Origin of the sequence: Rhizobium sp. RAF36 (assembly GCF_052114105.1) — a bacterium.
In the GTDB taxonomy this organism is placed as follows: Bacteria; Pseudomonadota; Alphaproteobacteria; order Rhizobiales; family Rhizobiaceae; genus Rhizobium.
In genome coordinates this window covers 55,315-75,835 of sequence record NZ_JBFREC010000012.1, presented here as the reverse complement: position 1 = coordinate 75,835, position 20,521 = coordinate 55,315, and the positions used below count along the sequence as shown (strand labels likewise).

The following is a 20,521-nucleotide window of genomic DNA, read 5'->3' as shown; positions in this document are numbered from 1 at the left end:
TTAAGCCGGGCCTTTTGAGAAAGTACGAATGGCGGATTTTATTGCAGTCATCCGGCGGGCCGTTGACGGTCTGACCGAAAATACGCCCGAGATGCGGGTGAAGGTTTACGAGCGGGCCCGCGGCGCAGTGCAGCGGCAGCTCGAAAACATGAAGCCGCGTCCGCCGGAAGCGATGTTGCAACGGCAGCTTGAAAAGCTGGATGCCGCCATTCGTGAAGTCGAGGCCGAGCATGCCGAGGCGCTGCCGGACGACAACGCCGTAGCGCTTGAGCCTGTAGCCGCTGCCGAGGCCATACCCGAGCCCGTCTCTGAAGAACCGGCAGCAGAAGCGCCGGTCGAAGAGCCAGTGCACGCTGCGGCCGAGCCGGTTGAAGACGCCGCTCCGGAAGAGCATCCCGCCTACGAGGAGCCTGTCGCCGACCAAGAGCCTGCCGCCGCCGAGCCTGCCTACGAAGAGCCGCAGCCCGTCTATCACGAAGAAGCGGCACCCGCCGCCGAACCCGAAGTGCACGCAGAAGAGCCGGCGCCGTGGCAGCAGCCTGCCGAGGACGCGCCTGCTGAAACCTGGCACGCCCCGCAGCACGAAGAGCCGGTCGGGCCGGAACAGCACGTTGCCGCCGAAACCGCAGTCTTCGAAGAACATTATGCCGATCCGGAACCGGTGGAAGCCGTCGAGCCGCTTCGCGCCAGCGAATATAATCCGGCCAACCGCCTGGTCGAGCCTTTCGCCTCGTTCGAGAAGCCACAAGAATTTGTCGAGCAGACGCAGGAAGAGCCGCTGCAGAGCGATGCCGCCGGGCGTTTCGAGCCTGTGTGGAGCGAGCCCGTTGCCGAGGCGCCCGCTGAGCCGCCGAAGGATGCCGAAACGGTCTGGGCCGATCAGGAACTGCACAACTTCTCCGCCCTTGCGCCTGCCGCTAACGCCGATTCCGGCGCCCGCGCCTTCGAAGAGGCGCTGTCGGGTCTGAGCTCTGTGCCGGAGCCCGCCAAGATGCCTCCGGCGCACGAAGGCTTCTCATGGGAAGCGGCAGCCTTCGACGACCTGCCGCCGATCGATGCGCCCAAGAAGGCCGCAGCGGCACCGCATGGCGACGATTCCGATCTGTTTTCCGAAGTGCATGGCAACAAGGCGGCGCCCGCGCAGCCGACACCCGATGTGCCAGGCAGCGAGTGGAAGGAAGCCGAATCGCTTCGCGGCTACGGCCGCCGCGGCAGCGTTGCCAATGACGACGACGATACGGCACCGGTCGCCGATATCGACCAGATCGTCGCTGCCAAGCTCCAGAACAAGAATTTCCGCATGGAGCCGAAGCGCCGCCGCTTCGGTCTTGGCAGGATCATCGGTACGCTCGTTGCTCTCGCCGTGCTTGGCGGTGGCGGCTACGCGGCGTGGATGAAGCGCGACGAGCTGAACGCCATGGTCAATGGCCTGATCAGCTCGGCGCCGAAGACCGCCGAAACGACGAAGCCCGCAGCGACCACGCCACCGCCCGCCACCACTCCGGCATCGGGCACCGCTCCGGCGGCAAACGACAGCTCCGCAGCCCCGGCTGAAAGCAACAAGCAGGTTGCCGCCGTGGATGACGGCGCGTCGGTCAGCAACAAGTTCAACCAGCGCCTGATGGCCGACGGCAGCGAGACGGATCCGGGTCCCGCCACGGTCGCCACAACACCGACAGCCGAAGGCAAGTCGGTCGCGCAGCAGAGCGTCGCTTCTGCCGCCCCGGCCGTACAGGCACAAGCCACGCCTGCGGCGCAGCCGGGCGCTGCCAATGCCCAGCAGCCACCTGCAACGGATGCGCCGGCGCCGGCTGCCGCGCAGACGCAGACACCGGTTGGCGCGTCGGAAAAGATGTTCCTCTATGAGGAGCGTATTGGCCAGAGCTCGCCGACGGCGATCCAGGGTTCGGTCGTCTGGAGCGTCCAGCACGAGAAGGGCGCCAACGGCAAGGATGAGGCGACGGTGCAGGGCAACGTCACCGTTCCCGAGCGCAATCTCTCGGCTCTCGTGACCTTCAAGCGCAATTCCGACCCGTCGCTGCCCGCCAGCCATCTGGTCGAAATCGTCTTCTCGGTACCGCCGAATTTTGAAGGTGGTAAGATCGACAGCGTTCAGCGCATCTCGATGAAGCGGACCGAGCAGGACCGCGGCGACGCGCTGATCGCCGTTCCGGCCAAGATCACGGACGATTTCCACATGATCGCCCTGAACGACTATCCGGACGCCCGCAAGTCGAACCTCGACCTGCTCGCCACCCGCGACTGGATCGACATCCCGATCACCTACCGCAACGGCCGCCGTGCTCTGATCACCATGCAGAAGGGTTCGACCGGCGGCGCCGCGTTCAACACCGCGATCAGCAGCTGGACTGCCCTCGGCGACGTCAGCACCAGCCAGTAAAATCTGGCTGGTAGCCACAAAACGAAGCGGTTCCTGCGGGGACCGCCTGCCCTTCACGCGCCGGAAACATCTCCAGTTCTATCCACGAACCGCGGTTGGCGGGACGATTACGAGTGTCGAATTTTCGAACTCGATCGAATCCGCGCGCTGGAAAGGGACATAGCAAATAGTCGGAATGGCAGGGAACGCTTGCGCTTCTCGTCTAAGCAGATTACAACACTGAACTATATGGTTCAGTATATAGCTACTCCTCTTGATCTCTCGTTCGCGGCGCTTTCGGATGCGACACGCCGTGGGATCATCGATCTGCTCGGCCATGGCGACGCATCTATTACCAGTCTCGCTGATGCCTTTCAGATGACGCTGACCGGCATGAAGAAGCATGTTCAGGTTCTTGAGAGGGCCGGGCTTGTCGTCACGCAGAAGGTTGGACGGGTGAGAACCTGCAGGCTTGGAAAACGCGGCCTCAAGGCGGAGGCGGAGTGGATAGAGGCGCACCGCAAGCTCTTCGAAGCCCGTTTCGACGCGTTGGATGAAATCATCAACGAAATACAACAGGGAGGAAGCGATGAAGGAGCAGTTTGAGAGTACAGGCGCGCAGAACCCCACGTCAGTCCAGCGCAAGGGGGATCGCGAGCTCGTCATTACGCGAACATTCAATGCGCCGCCGAGCACGGTCTACAGGGCGTGGAGCCAGCCGGAGCTGTTTCAGCGCTGGTGGGTGCCGGAATCGGCGCCGGGCGGCGTTTCGCTGGTATCGTGCGACATGGACGTCCGCACCGGCGGCAAATATCGGCTTGAATTCGGCACCGGCGGTTCGGATACCATGGCCTTCTACGGTAAGTATCTCGAGGTCGTGCCCAACGAGCGTATCGTCTGGACCAATGACGAGGGCGAAGAGGGCGCGATCACGACCGTGACCTTCGAGGATCAGGGCGGGAAAACCCTGTTGACTTTCCACGACGTCTATCCGTCCAGGGAGGCGCTTGAACAAGCACTGCAGGAAGGCGCGGCCGCATTGCCGGAACAACTGGAACAACTCCGCGAATTTCTTTCCAGCATCGGCGATCATTGCTGATATGGTATCGTGAAGCCCAGCGCTTCCACATTGCAAAAAAAAGGCGGGCCATTGGCCCGCCTTTTTCAATTGTTGTTCTACCGCAGGCGCTTACGCGCTGGCTTCCACCACGCGCACGGCCTTGGCCATGTCGAGCGCTTCCTTGCGGACGGCGTCCTGGACCTTTTCGAAGGCGCGGACCTCGATCTGGCGGACGCGTTCGCGGCTGATGTCGAATTCTGACGACAGGTCTTCCAGCGTCACCGGATCCTCGGCGAGGCGGCGTGCTTCGAAGATGCGGCGTTCGCGTTCGTTGAGTACCGACATCGCCTTGGAGAGCATCCGGCGGCGGGTGTCGAGCTCGTCCTGCTCGATCAGCACTTCTTCCTGGCTGTCGTGATCATCGACCAGCCAGTCCTGCCACTGGCCGCTATCGCCTTCGGACGCCTTGATCGAGGCGTTCAGCGATGCGTCGCCGGACAGGCGGCGGTTCATGGAGACGACTTCCTCTTCCGACACCTTCAGCTTAGTGGCGATTTCGGAGACGTGTTCCGGCTTCAGATCACCTTCGTCGATCGCCTGCAGGCGGCCCTTGAGGCGGCGCAGGTTGAAGAACAGGCGCTTCTGATTGGCGGTCGTGCCCATTTTCACGAGCGACCACGAACGCAGGATATATTCCTGGATCGAGGCCTTGATCCACCACATGGCATAGGTTGCCAGGCGGAAGCCGCGTTCCGGGTCGAACTTCTTCACGGCCTGCATCAGGCCGACATTACCTTCGGAGACGACTTCGCCGATCGGCAGGCCATAGCCACGGTAGCCCATCGCGATCTTGGCGACGAGACGCAGGTGGCTGGTGACGAGCTTGTGCGCAGCGTCGCGGTCGCCATGTTCGGCATAGCGCTTGGCGAGCATGTATTCCTGCTGGGGCTCCAGCATCGGGAACTTGCGGATTTCGTCGAGGTAACGGTTAAGACCGGCTTCGCCGGCCGTAATGGATGGCAGGTTATTACGGGCCATGATTGCACCCTCCTATATAGATTCCGGTTCCCGATGGAACGCGTCCCCGCGTCGTTAAAGGCAAACCGGGACGTGCGGCTCAAAGCTGAGCCCGCACTAAGTCCATATACAGATAAGTATGGCCGAACAGGGGTTCAAGGCCACCGGGGCATTCACGAAGGCGTTATGGCGCTGCCGCCCGCAGCGCCTCGACGAGCTCGATCATGTCATCCGGCAGCGGCACTTCGAAGCGCATGACTTCGCCGGTGCGCGGGTGCTCGAACTGCAGCATATAGGCGTGAAGCGCCTGCCGCGTGAAGCCGTTCACCACCTTGCGAACGGCATCGGGAAGATTGTTTGCCTTGGTCTTGAAGCCCGCGCCATAGACCGTGTCGCCGAGCAGCGGATGGCCGATATGGGCCATGTGAACGCGGATCTGATGGGTGCGGCCGGTTTCCAGGTGGCACTCGACCAGCGAAGCCAGCGACAAGGCGTCCGGCGTCTCCTGGAAGCGTTCGAGCACTTCGTAATGGGTGATCGCCTCGTCGGCTTCCTGATTGCCGGGGCGCTTCACTTCGCGGCGGGTGCGGTCGTTGGTGCCACGGCCGAGCGGCGCGTCGATGGTGCCTGCCAGCGAGCGCGGACGGCCCCAGACGATCGCCTGATAGGCGCGTTCCAGCGGCATGGTGCGGCCGTGGTCGGCAAACTGTGCCGACAGATGGCGGTGGGCGATATCGTTCTTGGCAACGATCATCACGCCGGTCGTATCCTTGTCGAGGCGGTGGACGATGCCGGGGCGCTTGACGCCGCCAATGCCGGAAAGGCTGTCGCCGCAGTGATAGATCAGCGCGTTGACCAGCGTGCCGGTCCAGTTGCCGGCGGCCGGATGGACGACGAGACCCGATGGCTTGGAGATGACGATGACGTCGTCGTCCTCGTAGAGGATGTCGAGCGGGATGTTCTCGCCCTTGGGTTCCGGATCTTCCGGCTCGGGCAGCAGTATCTCGTAGGTATCGCCGGGGCGGACCTTCTTCTGTGGATCGGTCGCCAGCGCGCCGTTGACCAGAAGCTGGCCTTCCTTGATCAGCACCTTCACCCGGCTGCGCGAAAACTCAGGCCCAAGCTGGGCCGTCAGCCATGCGTCGAGGCGGCCCGTTGCGCTCTCATCTGCCGTCAGGACTTTCCTAATGCCGGATGCTTGTTTAAAGGGGTCGCTCAAGTCGCTTCTTCTCCGAAGTTTTCATAGGACACCGTAATGACGCAAATCGAACCAGACGATCAGGAAGACAAGCCCCTTGACCCGGCAATGGAAAGCGTCCGGCGCAAGATGGTTCGCCTGCAGATCGTTTCCGGCGCCATCATGTTCGTGAGCCTTATGGCGGTCTTCGGCGCGGTTGTCTACAAGGTGACGCGGCCTGCACCGGCAGGCGCGCCTGCTGTTACGTCGAACGGCGTTCCGACGGATTCGCCTGTCAGCGGCACGGTTTCGCTGCCGGCTGGCTTTGCGGTTCAGTCGACCTCGCTTTCGGGCAGCCAGATCCTGTTCTACGGTCAGGGTAGCGATGGCAAGCACCGCGCGATCGTCGTCGATACCAGGACGGGCCATACCGTCGCCGATATCGCCATCGCCGGCAATTGAGCCATGGCGGCTGCTCCGGTCACGATCACCGATCCCGCCGATCCGAGGATCGCGGAGTTTCGCGAGATCCGCGAGCGTGACCTGACGGGGCGCCAGGGCCGTTTCATCGCCGAGGGAACGGTGGTGCTGCGCATGCTGGCGCAGGCGCACCGGCGCTGCACGTTTGCGGCCGAGAAGGTCCTGCTGCTCGCAAACCGGGCGGCGGGCGTGGACGATATCCTGGCCGAGTTTCCCGGCGACGTGCCTGTCTACATCGCCGATGCCGCCACGCTTGACGGCATCGTCGGCTTCCATCTGCATCGCGGCGTGCTGGCGCTCGGCAGGAAGCTCGCGCCGGAGACAAGCCTGATCGACCGGCTGCCGGAACAGGCGCTGGTCATTGCCGGATGCGGCATCTCCAATCACGACAATGCCGGCTCGATGTTCCGCAATGCGGCAGCGTTCAAGGCGGACGCGATCTTCCTCGACGACACCTCTTGCGATCCGCTCTATCGCAAGGCGTTGCGCGTCTCGGTCGGCTCTGTGCTCAGCGTGCCCTACGAGCGCCAAGGAACGGCGCTCGATCTGCTTGGCGGGCTTGCCGGGCGCGGCTTCGATATCTGGACGCTGTCGCCGCGTGGCGAGGTCGATATTCGCGATATCCCGGCTTCGCCGCGCATGGCGCTGGTGGCGGGAACCGAGGGGGAGGGGTTGCCGGCGGCAATCCTCTCGCGCTTCCGCAGCGCCCGGATCCCGCAATCCGAAGGGCTGGATAGCCTGAACGTCGCGACGGCAACGGGCATCGCCCTGTTTTCCATGGCGTCGGCCGCCCGCAGGCTCTGAGCCTATTTCTGTTCGGATAGAATGGTGGCCGTGCGGGCCGCGAGGTTCAACCGCTCGGCCTGTAGGCTGCCGGTATTTTCGGGCAGGAGCTTGCGAACCGGCGATGTCTCGCCCTCGTTGAGCGCGGTCAGCGCCACGACCTTGGCAGCGATCGAGGCGATTTCCTCACGCAGCGCACTGTCCTTGCCAGTGGCGGTTCTCGCTTTCAGGATGCGATCAGAGAGGTCGGTGCTGCGGGCGCGCGCATCTTCGGCGAGCTGCGCTGCGGCGGCTGCCGGGTCCACGCCTTCGTCTTCCTCTGTTGCTGGTGCCGCATCGGGAAGCGCGTTCAGCAGCGAACCCGATATGCCGGCCTCGCGGATGACGCGGCCTGCCTTGCGCAGCTCGGAATTGGTGCCTTTCAGCTGCTCCTTGAGCTTGGCGAGCTCCTGCTGGCGGCGGGTAAGCAGCGTGTCCTTGTCGGCCGCAGCAGCAGTTTCGCGCGCCACCTTGTCTTCCAGGCGGATCACCATGTGTTCCTGCTGGGTCAGCTTCTGCTCGGCATCCTTGGCGCGCTTCTGCAGGAGATTAACGTCCTGGCGCAGCGTGTCGCGCTCGTCGCGCAGTGCATTGGCGCGGAATTTGACGCTTTCGATCTCGGTTTCGCGTGCCGCCATGTCGATCTTCAAATTGTCTGTCTGTTCAGCAAGCTTGTTCAGCCGGATGCGCAGCGCATCCAGCTCGCCTTCCTTCTGGGCGCTCGATTGCTCGGCGATATGCAGGCTGGTCTTCAGCTGGCTGATATAGTTCTCGTCCTTGCGCAGATGCGAGCGCAGCTCGGCGGCTTCGACGTTGAGATCGCTGATCTGGCCCTGGAGGGTGCTGATCTCGGCGGCCAACCGGCCGCCGTCGAGCGCCAAAGAGTCATGCCGCAATTGCAGGGAGAGGGATTTTTCACGCTCGCGGGTAAGATCCTGCGTCGTGCGCGCATTATCGGCAGCGTAGAGGGCGCGGACCATATCCTTCTGCGCCCGCACTTCCTGGGGGCTGAGCGGCATCGTCGCCCGCATCCGGTTTTCCGTGTACCAGACGACGCGCCGGTGGATGGCAGGGGACACCAGGAAAACCAGGAAGGCCGCAGTCAGGAAACCCAGCCCGAACAGAAGAGCATATTCGATCACGGCGCTGTCAATGCTTCCAGAAAGTGATTTGCGTCGCAGCAATGATTACGCACGCAATGCGCGCGGGGCAAGTGGCGGATGGGTGACGGCGGGGAAGAATCCCGCCGTCCATTCCATATCAGAAGGGGTTCCAAGTCGGGCCGGGGGTAATCTTGAGGTAGCCGACATTGACGCCGAGACGGGCGCCGACGCCGGTGCGGATCGGCACGACGAGAACGTTGTTGTTCTTCAGAAGCGTCATGCCGAACCCGGCGATGACGTAGGCCTGGCCGCTGACGCCGCCGAAGCGGGCATAGATGCTGTCGATAGACGGCAGGTCGTACACCAGCATCATGACGCGCGAGCCCTGGCCGCCGTAGTCGATGCCGAGCGACGGACCCTGCCAGTAGAGCGGATGCTCGCCTGCGTTCTTGGTGTTCAGCTGTCCTTCGCCATAGGTGAGGCCGGCGATGAAGGCGCCGGAGCCTTCCTGTCCGAGAATGTAGCCGTTCGGCAGGCCGTATTTCTGGAAGGCCGCTTCGATCACCTTGGCAAGGCCGCCGCTGGTGGAGCCGAAGAAGGAGTGTCCGGCGTCGACGATTTCCTGGACCGTGTACTGGCTGCTATTGGCCTGCTGGGCCGCAGCCTGTTGCGAAGAGAGCATAAATGCAGAGATGGTCAACGCGACAAGCAGCCGGCAGAAGCCCATAAATCTTCCTGGGGATTGAAGGTGCATGGTGTCATCCGTTCATCATGGTCGGTTCAATGAGCCGTTTCCGGCAATTGATACATTTTGCTCCGATCGCCTTAACAATCGGTTTACCAAATATGGTGTCATTATGGCGCCGAGTACGGGCGCAAACTTCGTGCAATTTTGATCAGGCAAGATATGGCGGAATGAATTGACCGCCATTAGGAGACGATGATGTCCAAGAACCCCAATCTGACTTTGACCGGCCCGGATCTTGCCGCGCTGCTCTGCAGCCGCGTCTGCCATGACGTCATCTCGCCTGTCGGCGCAATCAATAACGGTCTGGAGCTGCTCGACGAGGGCGGTGCCGATGCCGACGCCATGGATCTGATCCGCACCAGTGCGCTGAATGCCTCTGTGCGTCTCAAGTTCGCTCGTCTTGCCTTTGGGGCTTCAGGCTCTGTCGGCGCCTCGATCGACACCGGTGAGGCAGAACGCGCCGCCAAGGATTTCGCGGCGGCTGAAAAGAAGACCGAGATCACCTGGATCGGTCCGCGCGCCATCGTCGCCAAGAATCGCGTCAAGCTGCTGCTCAATCTGCTTTTGGTCGCCTATTCCTCGATCCCGCGCGGTGGCTCGCTGGAAGTGACGCTCGAAAATCCGGAATTCGACGCGAAATTCAAGATCGTCGCCAAGGGCAAGCTGATGCGCCTGCCGCCGAAATTCGTCGAGATTGCCTCGGGCAACATCGAAGAAGCGGTCGATGCCCATTCGATCCAGCCCTATTACACCGTTCTGCTGGCCGACGAATGCGGCATGGAACTCGGCCACAGCGCAACCGGCGAAGAGATTATTTTTACAGCCGAAACCGTTGCGGCCTAAGCTTATGGTTGCATGACTGCGCATTGTCTCTTTCCGGGTAACACTTCCTTAGCCTAATCGACCTATCCTTTCGGGCTGAGGAAGCGCCACCGGGACAGAAGTGGGGCGAAGGAGCAGTGATGCAGCGTTTCATGATCACCGACAGTTCGGACGTCGTTCGCAAGGTCGGCAAGCGTATCCTTTCCGAGCTCGATTTCCTGGTGGGCGAGGCGGCAAATGCCGCCGAAGCCCTGTCTGCCTGCCAGACCGAACTTCCCGACTACCTGATCGTCGATTCCGGCATGGAAGGTGCGCTTGAGCTGATCACCACCATCCGCGCCATGGATGGTGGCAAAGAGGTCAAGATCTATTACTGCGTCATCGAAGCCGACCTGAAGAAGCTGATGGCCGGCAAGCGGGCAGGGGCGACCGACTTCCTGCTGAAGCCGTTCGACCGCAAGATCCTGACCGCCGTTTTCGGCAACCGCGCGATCGCCGCGTAAAGATCCCATCCATTTGAAGTTCCAGATGCAATGCCCGGGGCCCGTCCCGGGCATTTTCGCGCGTCTAATAAGCTACCACTCTCCAGCACTTGGCCGGAACGATGCAGGGCGACTGGCGATCGGGAGAACAGCAGGCCGCAAACGAAAAAATCCCGCCTTGAAGGCGGGATTTTGAATTTGGCAAAAGGGGAAATGCTGTATCAGGCGCTTTCGGCGTATTCGGCACCATCCGGCTCGCGCAGCACGTAGCCACGGCCCCAGACGGTTTCGATGTAGTTGGCGCCGCCGGCAGCATTGGCGAGCTTCTTGCGCAGCTTGCAGATGAAGACGTCGATGATCTTCAGTTCCGGTTCGTCCATGCCGCCATAAAGGTGGTTCAGGAACATTTCCTTGGTGAGGGTCGTGCCCTTGCGGAGCGAAAGCAGCTCCAGCATCTGGTATTCCTTGCCCGTCAGGTGAACGCGCTGGCCACCGACTTCGACGGTCTTTGCGTCGAGGTTGACGATCAGTTCGCCCGTCATGATGACCGACTGGGCATGGCCCTTCGAACGGCGGACGATGGCGTGGATGCGGGCGACGAGCTCGTCCTTGTGGAACGGCTTGGTCATGTAGTCGTCGGCGCCGAAGCCGAGACCGCGGACCTTGTCTTCGATGCCCGCCATACCCGAGAGGATGAGGATCGGTGTCTTGACCTTGGACAGGCGGAGAGTGCGCAGCACTTCATATCCGGACATGTCGGGAAGGTTCAAATCGAGAAGGATGATGTCGTAATCATACAGTTTGCCGAGGTCGACGCCTTCTTCACCGAGATCGGTGGTGTAGACGTTAAAACTTTCGGACTTGAGCATCAGTTCGATGCTCTGCGCGGTCGCGCTGTCGTCTTCAATCAGTAGTACCCGCATTATTATCCCCTTTACCGCCGCCGAAAGGTGGTCTGGCCCCCTACGCGATACCGAAATATGTCACTGCGTGATTTGGAAGCTGCCACGAAATGGTTAACAAATTCTATTCCACTCTGGCAAGAGGTAACGAATTTATTAAATATTTTGTCCATTCCGCTGTTTTCCAACGAGAATTCGCAAGACCGATTCCTTAACTTTTACATTAAGAACGGCCGCTAAGCGATTCATTCGACTCAGCAATGAAAAGGTTTCGGAAATCGCGTAGTGATGTTTACCGAGCCTTAAATCATCGGACCTATCATTAACGATGCCCGTAAACGAAAGGTTACCAGCGGTAGGTTTTTGTTAATACCGACGGAAATTTTTTGGGCAGACCGTCTCAAAGCGGTGCGCAAGGGCAGTTTTAGTAAAGCCGGGATCTCGCATCACTGGAGTAATGCGTATGAAGTCGCGTGAGAGCCTAGTTCGCCTGAAGGAATTTCAGGTGAACGAAAAACGACGTCAGCTGCAGCAATTGCAGATGATGATGTCTGAATTCGAACGGATGACGAAGGATCTGGAGAGCCAGATCGTCGTCGAAGAGAAGAAGTCCGGCATTTCCGACCCGAATCATTTCGCCTACCCGACCTTCGCCAAGGCCGCACGTCAGCGCGCCGACAATCTTCAGGTCTCCATCAAGGAGTTGAAGATGCAGGAAGAGGCTCTGGAACAGGCGCTTGAGGAGATGCAGGCAGAATATGCCCGTGCAGCCGCCCTCGAGGAGCGCGACGGCGCGATTCGCGCCCGGGCGTAACGGTCTGGCGATGGACGCCGCCTGGCGTCCTGGGGAATCGCCGAAGAAAAAGCCACGTATGACGGGCAAGGTCCGTCATACGTGGCTTTTCGTGTTTTTTGTTTCTCAGTTCACCACATCGCGCCACTCTTCATGGCGCTGTGACTGTGCCTTGAAGAACGGGCAAAGCGCAAAGATTTTCCAGCCGCCCTTGCGGGCTTCCTCGACGGCGTGCAGCGCTAGCGCTTGACCGACGCCTTTGCCGCGTAATGCGTCGGGGACGCCGGTGTGATCGATGATGATGAGCTTCGGCGAGGTGCGGGAATAGGTCATCTCGGCCTCATGCCCCTCGACATCAACGACATAACGGCCGCCCGAGGCATTTTCTTCGTTGCGGATATCCATTCTATTGTCCTCCGAAAGAGATGCGTTGCCCGAACGTGGCATGGCGGGCAGGGGCCCACAAGCCGGAGTGGGGGCGACGCAGTGTTCAACGGAGAAGGCTTGATGGTGAAATTGGCGCTGCTGAAGCCCGTGCTGCTGGTCGCGGCGCCGTTCTTTCTGGCGCTCGGGCTGGTCCTGCCGCTGATCCGCTTCGAAAAACTCTATTTCTTCGATGAGACGCCGTCGCTGATCGGAATCGTTGCATCGCTCTGGAGCGGCGGCGACATGCTGCTTGCGGCGATCGTGGCCCTGGTCTCGATCGTTCTGCCGGTTTGCAAGATGATCGGCTTGGCGGTGGAGGCGGCAGCGGCCGGTGGCGGAACCGGCAGCTGGTTTTATCGTCACGCCGTGCCTTACCTGTCCAAGTGGTCAATGATGGACGTGCTTCTGGTGGCGATCGTCATTGCTGCGGCGAAGACAACAGGACTGGCGGATGCTTTTACGCAGCCGGGCCTATGGTGTTATGCGGCCTCAACAATAATTTCGGGCCTTCTGCATTCCTTGAAGGGGAATGCGTCCGGCCCGAAATGAACTTGGTGCCAAAAGGCGATTAGTGACGGTACTGCTGGATACGCGTCGTACGCAGGCCGGCCAGGCCGTGACTGCTGATCGACGACTGCCAGGACAGGAACTCTTCTACGGTAAGCGTGTAACGCTCACACGCTTCTTCCAAGCTCAACAGGCCACCGCGCACAGCCGCGACAACCTCAGCCTTGCGGCGGATAACCCAGCGCCTTGTATTCGGCGGCGGTAGATCCGCAATCGTAAGCGGGCTGCCATCGGGGCCGATGACATATTTTACTCGGGGTCGTATCATTTCGGTCATTGGGACTCTCTACACAACTCAAGACCACAAACGTCACTCTAGCCCGTCACATTTAAAAATTGCCTAAACTGGTCGTAAGAATTTGATAACAACTTTAAGTGCCGGAGCTACCCACCTCCGGCCGAACTTCCCTTACGTAAATTTGAGCCCGGTGCATGGCTCCCATGCGTAATAAATAATATCTATATTTCGCGGGAAGATTTATAAGCGCTGCAACATTACGAATGAGCGCTAGACCTCGTCTCCGTTCTTCTCGCAGCATTCAGTCATAGAATCACGCCGAAAGCTTCCGTCCACTGCGACGCGGAGCCTCGCTGTGCTCTTGCTGTTGTCCGGCGCCTTCAACGGCCTGCTGGAGCGGGAACGGACCGCAGGTCGCGATTGAGGAAAAAATCGATGACGAGACGTGAGCGCGCAGTGCGTAACTGCGTAGACGATAACGCTTTTTCGCTTTCCACCACCACGCGCCAGGGCGATCTCAAGATCGAGTTCAAGCGCAGCCTTGAGCGCATGACCAAGGAAGCGGGCTTCGATTTTTTCCTGCTTGCCTCGTTTCCGCGCGGAGATGCGACGGGCTTCGTTGAAAACCGGGTCGCAAGCAACTGGCCGCAGACCCTCGTCAATCTATACGAGGGCGCGGACATGTTTTACTGCAGCGAACTCGTCAATGCTCTGAAGCAGACGATCGTGCCAGTATATTGCAATGCGGGAACCTTTGGCGGGGCTGCTGCCAATCTAGAAAACCGCCGGTTGAACGCAGCCTTCCAGATGCATGGATTGCAGGCAACTTTCGGCTTTTCGCTACATGACGCTGATCTAAAACAGTACATTTTTGCATTTTCCGGTTCGCGACCCGCGCTGCGGCAGGAAGAGCAGATGGCACTTTTTTTCTCGGCGATGCAGGCGCTCGACCGTTTCAGCAGCGCCAATCGAGATGAAGTAGGCCCGGCGGAAAGCCTGACGCGGCGCGAAATCGAATGTCTGCGCTGGTCTGCGGCCGGCAAGAGCAGCGACGAGATCGCCATCATTCTCGATCTCTCCTCGCATACCGTCGTCGGCTACCTGAAGAGCGCCATGCGCAAGCTCGATTCGGTCAATCGCATGCAGGCCGTTGCCCGGGCGCTGCGTTACCGGTTGCTCTGACCTTCAAAGCAGGATGGCGCTGATCTCCGTCTTTCCGGCGCCGAATTCATATTGCGCCGTTCCTGTATGCACGATCGACAGCCAGTCTCCGGCGGTCAGCTGAGCGAGGCCGAACGCCGTCTGGCGTGCCGCTGCGGTTGTGGTGACGCCGGCAATGGTGGCAAGTGCCGTGCTGCCGTTCGCTTCCAGCCGTGCGCCATAGGCTGATGAAGTCAGCGTGCTGACGGAAAGAATCAGCAGGTAGAGACCGGAAGCCGGGATGATCAACCTGTTGCCGGTGCCGGATGGCACCGCGGCGCCCAAGGCGAACCCACCCTGCTGCGCATGCATAGCATTGAAGCCGGTGCGGGCGTTATTGGCCGGGGCCGAGGTCCCCGCCGCAAGAGAAGCGCGTACGACCGGGCGCGCCGGTGTCTTGACGATGCCGCCGGCGGCAATCGCCAGGGCCGTCTCCCATGCCGCGCCATCGCCGCTCACCTTGATCGAGAACTCGTCATTGCCGGCAAGCCCCATTTCCGCACGACCCGACCAGTTGGACTGGAAGAGAAGCGACGCGGTGTCGCCGGCCGACGCCTTGTTGACCTTTACCTGATGACCATGGCCTTCGTGATTGAAAAGGCTGGCAGGGGAGGAGATAGCGAGGCGGTTTTGCAGATCGGCTGTCGCGTTCAATCCGAGAAGCGGCAGGCTGGAGGGCGGTGGGGCAATATCGCTCCACGTGCCATCGACCAAAATCCGGAATTTTCCGGTGGCGGCAAAATACGCCCGCCAGCCCTCGCGCGGCGCGATATAGAGCCAGGCGCCGTCCTGGCGGAAAGCAAGCCGTCCCTGTTTCCCGGCCCAGATCCCTTCCGTCCCTGCTGCGATCAGATAGCAGGTGCCTTCTTCCGGCGCCTCCGGCGGTGTCGAGGCTTCGCTTGTGATTGTCAGCTGGATGACCGCATCGATAAGCTGCAGCGCCTCGTTATGCGTCACATGCTTCTGTGCCTGAGAGGGCAGAATATAGGGGAGGGCAAGATTGGCGGTAATCTCGGACATGCAGCAATCTCCATTGCGCCGGGGCGTCGGGTGCTGCCGATCTTAGATCTGCTTTAGCGGCCGGGGACGAAGGCCCGCTGCCGCCGTTGATGTTCAAGCTGATTCTTGCAGTGTCATGCGCGGCGAAGCGCGCGCTTCCGGCTTCCCCAGGAGATGAAATCCGGGTTGACGAAGTCAGGCTCACCCTTTCTGCCGATCTTGCCGTAGGTCAGCGGCAGCCCGTCGAGCGTCAGGGTCGTGCCGCCAGCGGCGCGCAAAACGGCATCGCCTGCCGCCGTGTCCCATTCCATCGTCCGGGTGAAGCGCGGATAGACATCTGCCTTGCCCTCGGCCAGCAGGCAGAATTTCAGCGACGAACCGATATTGGTGCATTCTGAAATGTCGTGCTTGGCCAGAAAGCTGTCGGTCGCCGGGCTGTTGTGGCACCGGCTTGCCAGCGCCAGCCGGTGTTCCGGCTCGTCGCGGACGGTCACGGTTTCGCGCCTGTCGACCGTGAAGTCTTGGCCCACATGCAGTTTCTCGGCGCTGCCCGATTCGCCGGCAAAGGCGACGCCCAGCGCCGGGGCATAGACGATGCCCGCGACCGGGATGCCGTTCTCGATATAGGCGATGTTGACCGTGAATTCCTTGCGCTTGTCGACGAACTCACGCGTGCCATCCAGCGGATCGACGAGGAAAAACGGCTTCTCGCCGATATCAGGGATATGGCCTGCAGCCACCGATTCTTCGGCAATGACGGGGATATCAGGGTATTCCCTGCTGAGATGCGCGAGAATGATCTTTTCGGCTTCGTGGTCGGCCAGCGTTACCGGCGTCTCATCGGCCTTGGTCGAGACGTGATAGCCCGCACGGAAAATCTCGATGATCTTACGCCCTGCTTCAAGAGCTGCATTTTCGAATGTCGGCAACATCACGTTTCAGAATCTGTAGGACCGGGAAGGCCCCCGGCGAAGCGTCGAATATAACTTTAAATATAAGATTGAGGCCAGACTTTTGCACGCCGCTGAAAACCGCTATGAAAGCAGACAGGCGGCGGAATGGTTTTCACCCAATCGTCAGCCACATGGTCGGAATTTGCTTTGAATTCCATTTTTGTGGAATAGCTTTCGTTGGCCGGAACGGTGCCGGATCACAAAAGCGCCGCAATGGTTAATCCACAGGCCGTTTCTGGCTAAATTTTTGTCATATAATGCCTTTTTAGTGTGGAAATTGATCCGTAACGCGCCATTTGCCTCCGTTTGAGCAAGAATCTGATTCAGCGCAGCCTTTTTGTCTTCACATTTTCCCTGAAAGCGCTATGCATGCGGCTACGAGGTTTCGATTTAAAAGCGGAGCCCTAACCAAAAAGAGATGCAGCCATGTTGGTTCGCATCCAGGGGAAATGACATATGGAGTACTTTATCCAGCAGCTCTTCAATGGGCTGACTCTTGGATCCATCTATGGTCTGGTCGCTATTGGCTATACGATGGTTTACGGCATTGTCGGCATGATCAATTTCGCCCATGGCGATGTCTTCATGCTTGGTGGTTTCGCTGCTCTTATCGTCTTTCTCGTTCTCACATCCATTTTCGCAGGTCTTCCGGTAGCAGTTCTTCTGCTGGCGATGCTTGTTGTTGCGATGCTGATGACGAGTTTGTGGAATTGGACGATCGAGCGAGTTGCATACCGTCCGCTGCGCGGTTCGTTCCGCCTGGCGCCGCTGATCACCGCGATCGGCATGTCGATTACGCTTTCGAACTTCATCCAGGTGACGCAGGGCCCGCGCAACAAGCCGATCCCGCCGCTGGTCACTTCGGTTTATGATATCGGCGGCATCTCGGTTTCGCTGAAGCAGATCATCATCATCGTCATCACGGTCGTGCTGCTCGCGGGCTTCTGGTACCTCGTCAACCGCACGGCGCTCGGACGCGCCCAGCGCGCGACTGAGCAGGACCGCAAGATGGCCGCTCTGCTCGGCGTCAATGTCGACCAGACGATTTCCATCACCTTCATCATGGGCGCCGCACTCGCTGCCGTCGCCGGTACGATGTACCTGATGTATTACGGTGTCGCCTCGTTCACCGACGGCTTCACCCCAGGCGTCAAGGCGTTCACGGCTGCCGTTCTCGGCGGTATCGGTTCGCTGCCGGGCGCAGTGTTCGGCGGTCTGCTGATCGGTCTCATCGAGTCGCTCTGGTCCGCCTACTTCACCATCGCCTACAAGGACGTCGCGACCTTCGCGATCCTGGCTTTCGTCCTGATCTTCAAGCCGACCGGTATTCTCGGACGGCCGGAAGTCGAGAAGGTATAATCGTCATGGCAAACATTGAAACTTCCGCAGGCAAGCCCGAGGCCGGGCTTGTCCAGAAGGGTATCCGTGAAGCTTTCTTCACCGGTCTCGTCTCGCTCGGCCTGTTCGTTCTCTATGTCGGTCTCGGCACGCAGCAGAACATCAACAACGAACTGATCATCGTCCAGCGCTGGGGGCTGCTTGCGATCTTCGTCGCAATCGCCGCCATCGGCCGCTTCGTCATGGTCGTCTTCATCCAGCCGAACATCAATCGCCGCAAGCTTGCCAAGGCAAAGCAGGGCGAGCTCGATATCTCGACGGAAAAGAGCTTCTTCCACACGCACTTCCTGAAGATCGCGCTGGTTGCCCTGCTGCTTTACCCTGTTGTGATCTACGCGCTCGTCGGTGCGCAGGGCTCGCTGAAGTGGGTCGACAACTTCGGCATCCAGATCCTCATCTACGTGATGCTCGCCTGGGGTCTGAACATCGTCGTCGGCCTCGCCGGTCTTCTCGACCTCGGCTATGTCGCCTTCTATGCGGTCGGCGCCTATTCCTACGCGCTGCTCTCCAGCTATTTCGGCCTGTCCTTCTGGGTCCTGCTGCCGCTGTCGGGCATCTTTGCCGCGCTCTGGGGCATCATCCTCGGCTTCCCGGTCCTGCGTCTGCGCGGCGACTACCTCGCCATCGTGACGCTCGCCTTCGGTGAAATCATCCGTCTGGTGCTGATCAACTGGACCGATGTCACCAAGGGAACGTTCGGCATCTCCGGCATTCCGAAGGCCACGCTGTTCGGTATTCCGTTCGATGCGTCCGCCGGCGGCTTTGCCAAGCTGCTCGGCCTGCCGATGTCGTCTGCCTATTACAAGATCTTCCTGTTCTATCTGATCCTGGCGCTCTGCCTGGTCACGGCCTACGTCACCATCCGGCTTCGCCGCATGCCGATCGGCCGCGCCTGGGAAGCTCTGCGCGAAGACGAAATCGCCTGCCGCTCGCTCGGCATCAACACGGTGACGACCAAGCTCACCGCCTTTGCGACGGGCGCCATGTTCGGCGGCTTCGCCGGCTCGTTCTTCGCAGCGCGCCAGGGCTTCGTCTCGCCTGAATCCTTCGTCTTCCTGGAATCGGCCGTCATCCTCGCCATCGTCGTCCTCGGCGGCATGGGCTCGCTGACGGGTATCGCGATTGCTGCGGTTGTCATGGTCGGCGGCACGGAAGTGCTGCGCGAAATGGACTTCCTGAAGGTCGTCTTCGGTCCCGATTTCACGCCGGAACTCTATCGCATGCTGCTCTTCGGCCTTGCCATGGTCGTGGTCATGCTCTTCAAGCCGCGCGGTTTCGTCGGCTCGCGTGAACCGACCGCCTTCCTCAAGGAGCGCAAGGCGGTATCCGGAAGCTTCACCAAGGAGGGCCACGGCTGATGAGCCCTGTAGAAACGATGTCCAACGATACCCTGCTCAAGGTCGAGCACCTGTCGATGAAGTTCGGCGGCCTGATGGCCATCAACGATCTGTCCTTCGAAGCCAAGCGCGGCGATATCACCGCCCTGATCGGCCCGAACGGCGCAGGCAAGACCACGGTGTTCAACTGCATCACCGGCTTCTACAAGCCGACGATGGGCATGATCACCATGAACCAGAAGAGCGGAAAGCAGTATCTGCTCGAGCGCCTTCCGGATTTCCGCATCACCAAGGAAGCCAAGGTCGCCCGTACCTTCCAGAACATTCGCTTGTTCTCGGGTCTGACGGTTCTGGAAAACCTGCTGGTCGCCCAGCACAACAAGCTGATGAAGGCTTCTGGCTATACGATCCTCGGGCTGCTCGGCATCGGCAGCTACAAGAAGGAAGCTGCCGCCTCGATCGAACTTGCACGCTACTGGCTGGACAAGGCCGATCTGACCGATCGCGCCGACGACCCGGCAGGCGATCTGCCCTACGGCGCCCAGCGCCGCCTGGAAATCGCCCGCGCCATGTGCACCGGTCCGGAACTGCTCTGCCTCGACGAACCGGCGGCGGGTCTCAACCCGCGCGAATCGCTGGCACTCAACGAGCTGCTGCGCAGCATCCGCGCCGATACCGGAACCTCGATCCTGCTCATCGAGCACGACATGTCGGTGGTCATGGAAATTTCCGACCACGTCGTCGTTCTCGAATACGGCCAGAAGATCTCCGACGGTACGCCCGATCATGTGAAGAACGACCCGAAGGTCATTGCGGCCTATCTCGGTGTCGAAGACGAAGAAGTTGAAGAGGTCATCGCGACCGTAGAAGGGGGCGCATTCTGATGGCTGGGGAACAGCTTCTTAGTGTTCAGGGTGTCGAGACCTATTACGGCAATATCCGCGCTCTCGCCGGCATCGATGTCGAAGTCAAGAAGGGTGAAATCGTCAGCCTGATCGGCGCCAACGGCGCCGGCAAGTCGACGCTGATGATGACGATCTGCGGCAGCCCGCAGGCACGCACCGGCTCGATCATTTTCGAGGGCCGCGACATCACCAAGATGCCGACCCACGAGATCGCGCGTCTGCGTATCGCCCAGTCGCCTGAGGGACGCCGGATTTTCCCGCGCATGACCGTTCTGGAAAACCTCCAGATGGGCGCGGGTCTGGATAACCTGAAATATTTTCATGAGGACCTCGAAAAGATCTTCGTGATGTTCCCGCGCCTCAAGGAGCGCCAGACGCAGCGCGGCGGCACGCTTTCGGGCGGTGAGCAGCAGATGCTGTCGATCGGCCGCGCGCTGATGGCTCGTCCGAAGCTTCTGCTTCTCGACGAGCCGTCGCTCGGCCTGGCGCCGCTGATCGTCAAGGGGATTTTCGAGGCGATCAAGAAGCTCAACGAAACCGAAGGCCTGACGGTCTTCCTCGTCGAGCAGAACGCATTTGCTGCCCTCAAGCTTTCGCATCGCGCCTACGTGATGGTGAACGGCAAGGTGACGATGAGCGGTTCCGGCAAGGAACTGCTTGCCAATCCCGAAGTCCGTGCCGCCTATCTCGAAGGCGGGCGGCATTGATCCGG

General features: G+C 60.4%; 23 protein-coding genes. 14 read left to right on the top strand and 9 right to left on the bottom strand.

The features are described 5' to 3' along the window. Positions 1-28 precede the first annotated feature (28 nt). The 3 genes from AB4Z25_RS27605 (at position 29) to AB4Z25_RS27595 (ending at position 3,479) form a co-directional block, all read left to right on the top strand. A complete protein-coding gene (locus tag AB4Z25_RS27605) occupies positions 29-2,401 on the top strand; it encodes a hypothetical protein (protein ID WP_112538902.1) in 2,373 nt (790 codons plus the stop codon). A 228-nt stretch (positions 2,402-2,629) separates the two neighbouring features. Beyond that, positions 2,630-2,986, top strand: coding sequence for an ArsR/SmtB family transcription factor (locus AB4Z25_RS27600; protein ID WP_442210331.1), 357 nt, complete (start codon positions 2,630-2,632; stop codon positions 2,984-2,986). Beyond that, on the top strand, positions 2,970-3,479 hold the full coding sequence (locus AB4Z25_RS27595) for an SRPBCC family protein (RefSeq protein WP_442210258.1): 510 nt from the start codon (positions 2,970-2,972) through the stop codon (positions 3,477-3,479). Before AB4Z25_RS27600 ends, AB4Z25_RS27595 begins: the two co-directional genes overlap by 17 nt. Positions 3,480-3,569: 90 nt before the next feature. Here the strand turns inward: AB4Z25_RS27595 and rpoH are convergent, their stop codons facing one another. After that, positions 3,570-4,478, bottom strand: coding sequence for an RNA polymerase sigma factor RpoH (gene rpoH, locus AB4Z25_RS27590; protein WP_112390391.1), 909 nt, complete (start codon positions 4,476-4,478; stop codon positions 3,570-3,572). Positions 4,479-4,641: 163 nt separating this feature from the next. Continuing rightward, positions 4,642-5,676, bottom strand: a complete 1,035-nt coding sequence (locus AB4Z25_RS27585; RefSeq protein WP_112538904.1) for an RluA family pseudouridine synthase — start codon at positions 5,674-5,676, stop codon at positions 4,642-4,644. A gap of 36 nt (positions 5,677-5,712) precedes the next feature. On the opposite strand from AB4Z25_RS27585, the gene AB4Z25_RS27580 reads away from it, so the two are divergent. After that, on the top strand, positions 5,713-6,096 hold the full coding sequence (locus AB4Z25_RS27580) for a hypothetical protein (RefSeq protein ID WP_112538905.1): 384 nt from the start codon (positions 5,713-5,715) through the stop codon (positions 6,094-6,096). Positions 6,097-6,099: 3 nt separating this feature from the next. Further along, positions 6,100-6,918: a TrmH family RNA methyltransferase gene (locus AB4Z25_RS27575; RefSeq protein ID WP_112538906.1), complete on the top strand. Its 819-nt coding sequence runs from the start codon at positions 6,100-6,102 to the stop codon at positions 6,916-6,918. 2 nt (positions 6,919-6,920) lie between these two features. On the opposite strand, the gene AB4Z25_RS27570 is transcribed toward AB4Z25_RS27575, so the two are convergent. Then, positions 6,921-8,078 (bottom strand): hypothetical protein, encoded by a 1,158-nt coding sequence (locus tag AB4Z25_RS27570; RefSeq protein ID WP_162698757.1) that lies wholly within the window; start codon positions 8,076-8,078, stop codon positions 6,921-6,923. 118 nt (positions 8,079-8,196) lie between these two features. Beyond that, positions 8,197-8,793, bottom strand: coding sequence for a DUF1134 domain-containing protein (locus AB4Z25_RS27565; RefSeq protein WP_112516328.1), 597 nt, complete (start codon positions 8,791-8,793; stop codon positions 8,197-8,199). Positions 8,794-8,982: 189 nt separating this feature from the next. Here AB4Z25_RS27565 and chpT point away from each other — a divergent pair, with 189 nt between their 5' ends. Continuing rightward, positions 8,983-9,630: a histidine phosphotransferase ChpT gene (gene chpT / locus AB4Z25_RS27560; RefSeq protein WP_112445871.1), complete on the top strand. Its 648-nt coding sequence runs from the start codon at positions 8,983-8,985 to the stop codon at positions 9,628-9,630. Between the two features lie 119 nt (positions 9,631-9,749). Continuing rightward, positions 9,750-10,112: a response regulator gene (locus AB4Z25_RS27555; protein WP_112538909.1), complete on the top strand. Its 363-nt coding sequence runs from the start codon at positions 9,750-9,752 to the stop codon at positions 10,110-10,112. A 200-nt stretch (positions 10,113-10,312) separates the two neighbouring features. Here AB4Z25_RS27555 and ctrA read toward each other — a convergent pair whose 3' ends face one another. Beyond that, positions 10,313-11,014, bottom strand: coding sequence for a response regulator transcription factor CtrA (gene ctrA / locus AB4Z25_RS27550; RefSeq protein WP_112390401.1), 702 nt, complete (start codon positions 11,012-11,014; stop codon positions 10,313-10,315). A 442-nt stretch (positions 11,015-11,456) separates the two neighbouring features. Here ctrA and AB4Z25_RS27545 point away from each other — a divergent pair, with 442 nt between their 5' ends. Continuing rightward, positions 11,457-11,807, top strand: a complete 351-nt coding sequence (locus tag AB4Z25_RS27545; RefSeq protein WP_112390402.1) for a flagellar export protein FliJ — start codon at positions 11,457-11,459, stop codon at positions 11,805-11,807. Positions 11,808-11,912: 105 nt separating this feature from the next. Here AB4Z25_RS27545 and AB4Z25_RS27540 read toward each other — a convergent pair whose 3' ends face one another. Next, the gene (locus tag AB4Z25_RS27540; protein WP_112538910.1) at positions 11,913-12,191 is read right to left on the bottom strand and encodes a GNAT family N-acetyltransferase; all 279 of its coding nucleotides are present in this window, start codon (positions 12,189-12,191) and stop codon (positions 11,913-11,915) included. Between the two features lie 102 nt (positions 12,192-12,293). Here AB4Z25_RS27540 and AB4Z25_RS27535 point away from each other — a divergent pair, with 102 nt between their 5' ends. Then, positions 12,294-12,761 carry a paraquat-inducible protein A gene (locus tag AB4Z25_RS27535; RefSeq protein ID WP_112538911.1) on the top strand — a complete coding sequence of 156 codons (468 nt, stop codon included), beginning with the start codon at positions 12,294-12,296 and terminating at the stop codon, positions 12,759-12,761. Positions 12,762-12,780: 19 nt separating this feature from the next. Here the strand turns inward: AB4Z25_RS27535 and sciP are convergent, their stop codons facing one another. Further along, the gene (gene sciP, locus AB4Z25_RS27530) at positions 12,781-13,056 is read right to left on the bottom strand and encodes a CtrA inhibitor SciP (protein WP_034476390.1); all 276 of its coding nucleotides are present in this window, start codon (positions 13,054-13,056) and stop codon (positions 12,781-12,783) included. Positions 13,057-13,452: 396 nt separating this feature from the next. Between sciP and AB4Z25_RS27525 the strand changes: the two genes are divergently transcribed. Beyond that, positions 13,453-14,199 (top strand): helix-turn-helix transcriptional regulator, encoded by a 747-nt coding sequence (locus AB4Z25_RS27525; RefSeq protein ID WP_112538912.1) that lies wholly within the window; start codon positions 13,453-13,455, stop codon positions 14,197-14,199. A gap of 3 nt (positions 14,200-14,202) precedes the next feature. Here AB4Z25_RS27525 and AB4Z25_RS27520 read toward each other — a convergent pair whose 3' ends face one another. After that, positions 14,203-15,237 (bottom strand): DUF2793 domain-containing protein, encoded by a 1,035-nt coding sequence (locus AB4Z25_RS27520; RefSeq protein WP_442210249.1) that lies wholly within the window; start codon positions 15,235-15,237, stop codon positions 14,203-14,205. A gap of 113 nt (positions 15,238-15,350) precedes the next feature. Further along, positions 15,351-16,148: a 3'(2'),5'-bisphosphate nucleotidase CysQ gene (gene cysQ, locus AB4Z25_RS27515; protein ID WP_112538914.1), complete on the bottom strand. Its 798-nt coding sequence runs from the start codon at positions 16,146-16,148 to the stop codon at positions 15,351-15,353. 477 nt (positions 16,149-16,625) lie between these two features. Between cysQ and AB4Z25_RS27510 the strand changes: the two genes are divergently transcribed. The 4 genes from AB4Z25_RS27510 to AB4Z25_RS27495 are packed head-to-tail and all read left to right on the top strand — an operon-like array spanning position 16,626 to position 20,516. Then, positions 16,626-17,528, top strand: coding sequence for a branched-chain amino acid ABC transporter permease (locus tag AB4Z25_RS27510; protein ID WP_112390410.1), 903 nt, complete (start codon positions 16,626-16,628; stop codon positions 17,526-17,528). 5 nt (positions 17,529-17,533) lie between these two features. Continuing rightward, positions 17,534-18,925 (top strand): high-affinity branched-chain amino acid ABC transporter permease LivM, encoded by a 1,392-nt coding sequence (gene livM / locus AB4Z25_RS27505; RefSeq protein ID WP_112516336.1) that lies wholly within the window; start codon positions 17,534-17,536, stop codon positions 18,923-18,925. Next, a complete protein-coding gene (locus AB4Z25_RS27500; RefSeq protein ID WP_112390412.1) occupies positions 18,925-19,788 on the top strand; it encodes an ABC transporter ATP-binding protein in 864 nt (287 codons plus the stop codon). Before livM ends, AB4Z25_RS27500 begins: the two co-directional genes overlap by 1 nt. Then, positions 19,788-20,516, top strand: coding sequence for an ABC transporter ATP-binding protein (locus tag AB4Z25_RS27495; RefSeq protein WP_112390413.1), 729 nt, complete (start codon positions 19,788-19,790; stop codon positions 20,514-20,516). The genes AB4Z25_RS27500 and AB4Z25_RS27495 overlap by 1 nt, the downstream gene beginning before the upstream one ends. The last annotated feature ends 5 nt before the right edge of the window (positions 20,517-20,521 follow it).

Excerpts from the sequence above, each read along its gene's own strand:
- AB4Z25_RS27605 (WP_112538902.1), top strand. The coding sequence starts at position 29 with ATGGCGGATTTTATTGCAGTCATCCGGCGGGCCGTTGACGGTCTGACC.
- AB4Z25_RS27600 (WP_442210331.1), top strand. The coding sequence starts at position 2,630 with ATGGTTCAGTATATAGCTACTCCTCTTGATCTCTCGTTCGCGGCGCTT.
- AB4Z25_RS27595 (WP_442210258.1), top strand. The coding sequence starts at position 2,970 with ATGAAGGAGCAGTTTGAGAGTACAGGCGCGCAGAACCCCACGTCAGTC.
- rpoH (WP_112390391.1), bottom strand. The coding sequence starts at position 4,478 with ATGGCCCGTAATAACCTGCCATCCATTACGGCCGGCGAAGCCGGTCTT.
- AB4Z25_RS27580 (WP_112538905.1), top strand. The coding sequence starts at position 5,713 with ATGACGCAAATCGAACCAGACGATCAGGAAGACAAGCCCCTTGACCCG.
- AB4Z25_RS27575 (WP_112538906.1), top strand. The coding sequence starts at position 6,100 with ATGGCGGCTGCTCCGGTCACGATCACCGATCCCGCCGATCCGAGGATC.
- AB4Z25_RS27565 (WP_112516328.1), bottom strand. The coding sequence starts at position 8,793 with ATGCACCTTCAATCCCCAGGAAGATTTATGGGCTTCTGCCGGCTGCTT.
- chpT (WP_112445871.1), top strand. The coding sequence starts at position 8,983 with ATGTCCAAGAACCCCAATCTGACTTTGACCGGCCCGGATCTTGCCGCG.
- AB4Z25_RS27555 (WP_112538909.1), top strand. The coding sequence starts at position 9,750 with ATGCAGCGTTTCATGATCACCGACAGTTCGGACGTCGTTCGCAAGGTC.
- ctrA (WP_112390401.1), bottom strand. The coding sequence starts at position 11,014 with ATGCGGGTACTACTGATTGAAGACGACAGCGCGACCGCGCAGAGCATC.
- AB4Z25_RS27545 (WP_112390402.1), top strand. The coding sequence starts at position 11,457 with ATGAAGTCGCGTGAGAGCCTAGTTCGCCTGAAGGAATTTCAGGTGAAC.
- AB4Z25_RS27540 (WP_112538910.1), bottom strand. The coding sequence starts at position 12,191 with ATGGATATCCGCAACGAAGAAAATGCCTCGGGCGGCCGTTATGTCGTT.
- AB4Z25_RS27535 (WP_112538911.1), top strand. The coding sequence starts at position 12,294 with ATGGTGAAATTGGCGCTGCTGAAGCCCGTGCTGCTGGTCGCGGCGCCG.
- sciP (WP_034476390.1), bottom strand. The coding sequence starts at position 13,056 with ATGACCGAAATGATACGACCCCGAGTAAAATATGTCATCGGCCCCGAT.
- AB4Z25_RS27525 (WP_112538912.1), top strand. The coding sequence starts at position 13,453 with ATGACGAGACGTGAGCGCGCAGTGCGTAACTGCGTAGACGATAACGCT.
- AB4Z25_RS27520 (WP_442210249.1), bottom strand. The coding sequence starts at position 15,237 with ATGTCCGAGATTACCGCCAATCTTGCCCTCCCCTATATTCTGCCCTCT.
- cysQ (WP_112538914.1), bottom strand. The coding sequence starts at position 16,148 with ATGTTGCCGACATTCGAAAATGCAGCTCTTGAAGCAGGGCGTAAGATC.
- AB4Z25_RS27510 (WP_112390410.1), top strand. The coding sequence starts at position 16,626 with ATGGAGTACTTTATCCAGCAGCTCTTCAATGGGCTGACTCTTGGATCC.
- livM (WP_112516336.1), top strand. The coding sequence starts at position 17,534 with ATGGCAAACATTGAAACTTCCGCAGGCAAGCCCGAGGCCGGGCTTGTC.
- AB4Z25_RS27500 (WP_112390412.1), top strand. The coding sequence starts at position 18,925 with ATGAGCCCTGTAGAAACGATGTCCAACGATACCCTGCTCAAGGTCGAG.
- AB4Z25_RS27495 (WP_112390413.1), top strand. The coding sequence starts at position 19,788 with ATGGCTGGGGAACAGCTTCTTAGTGTTCAGGGTGTCGAGACCTATTAC.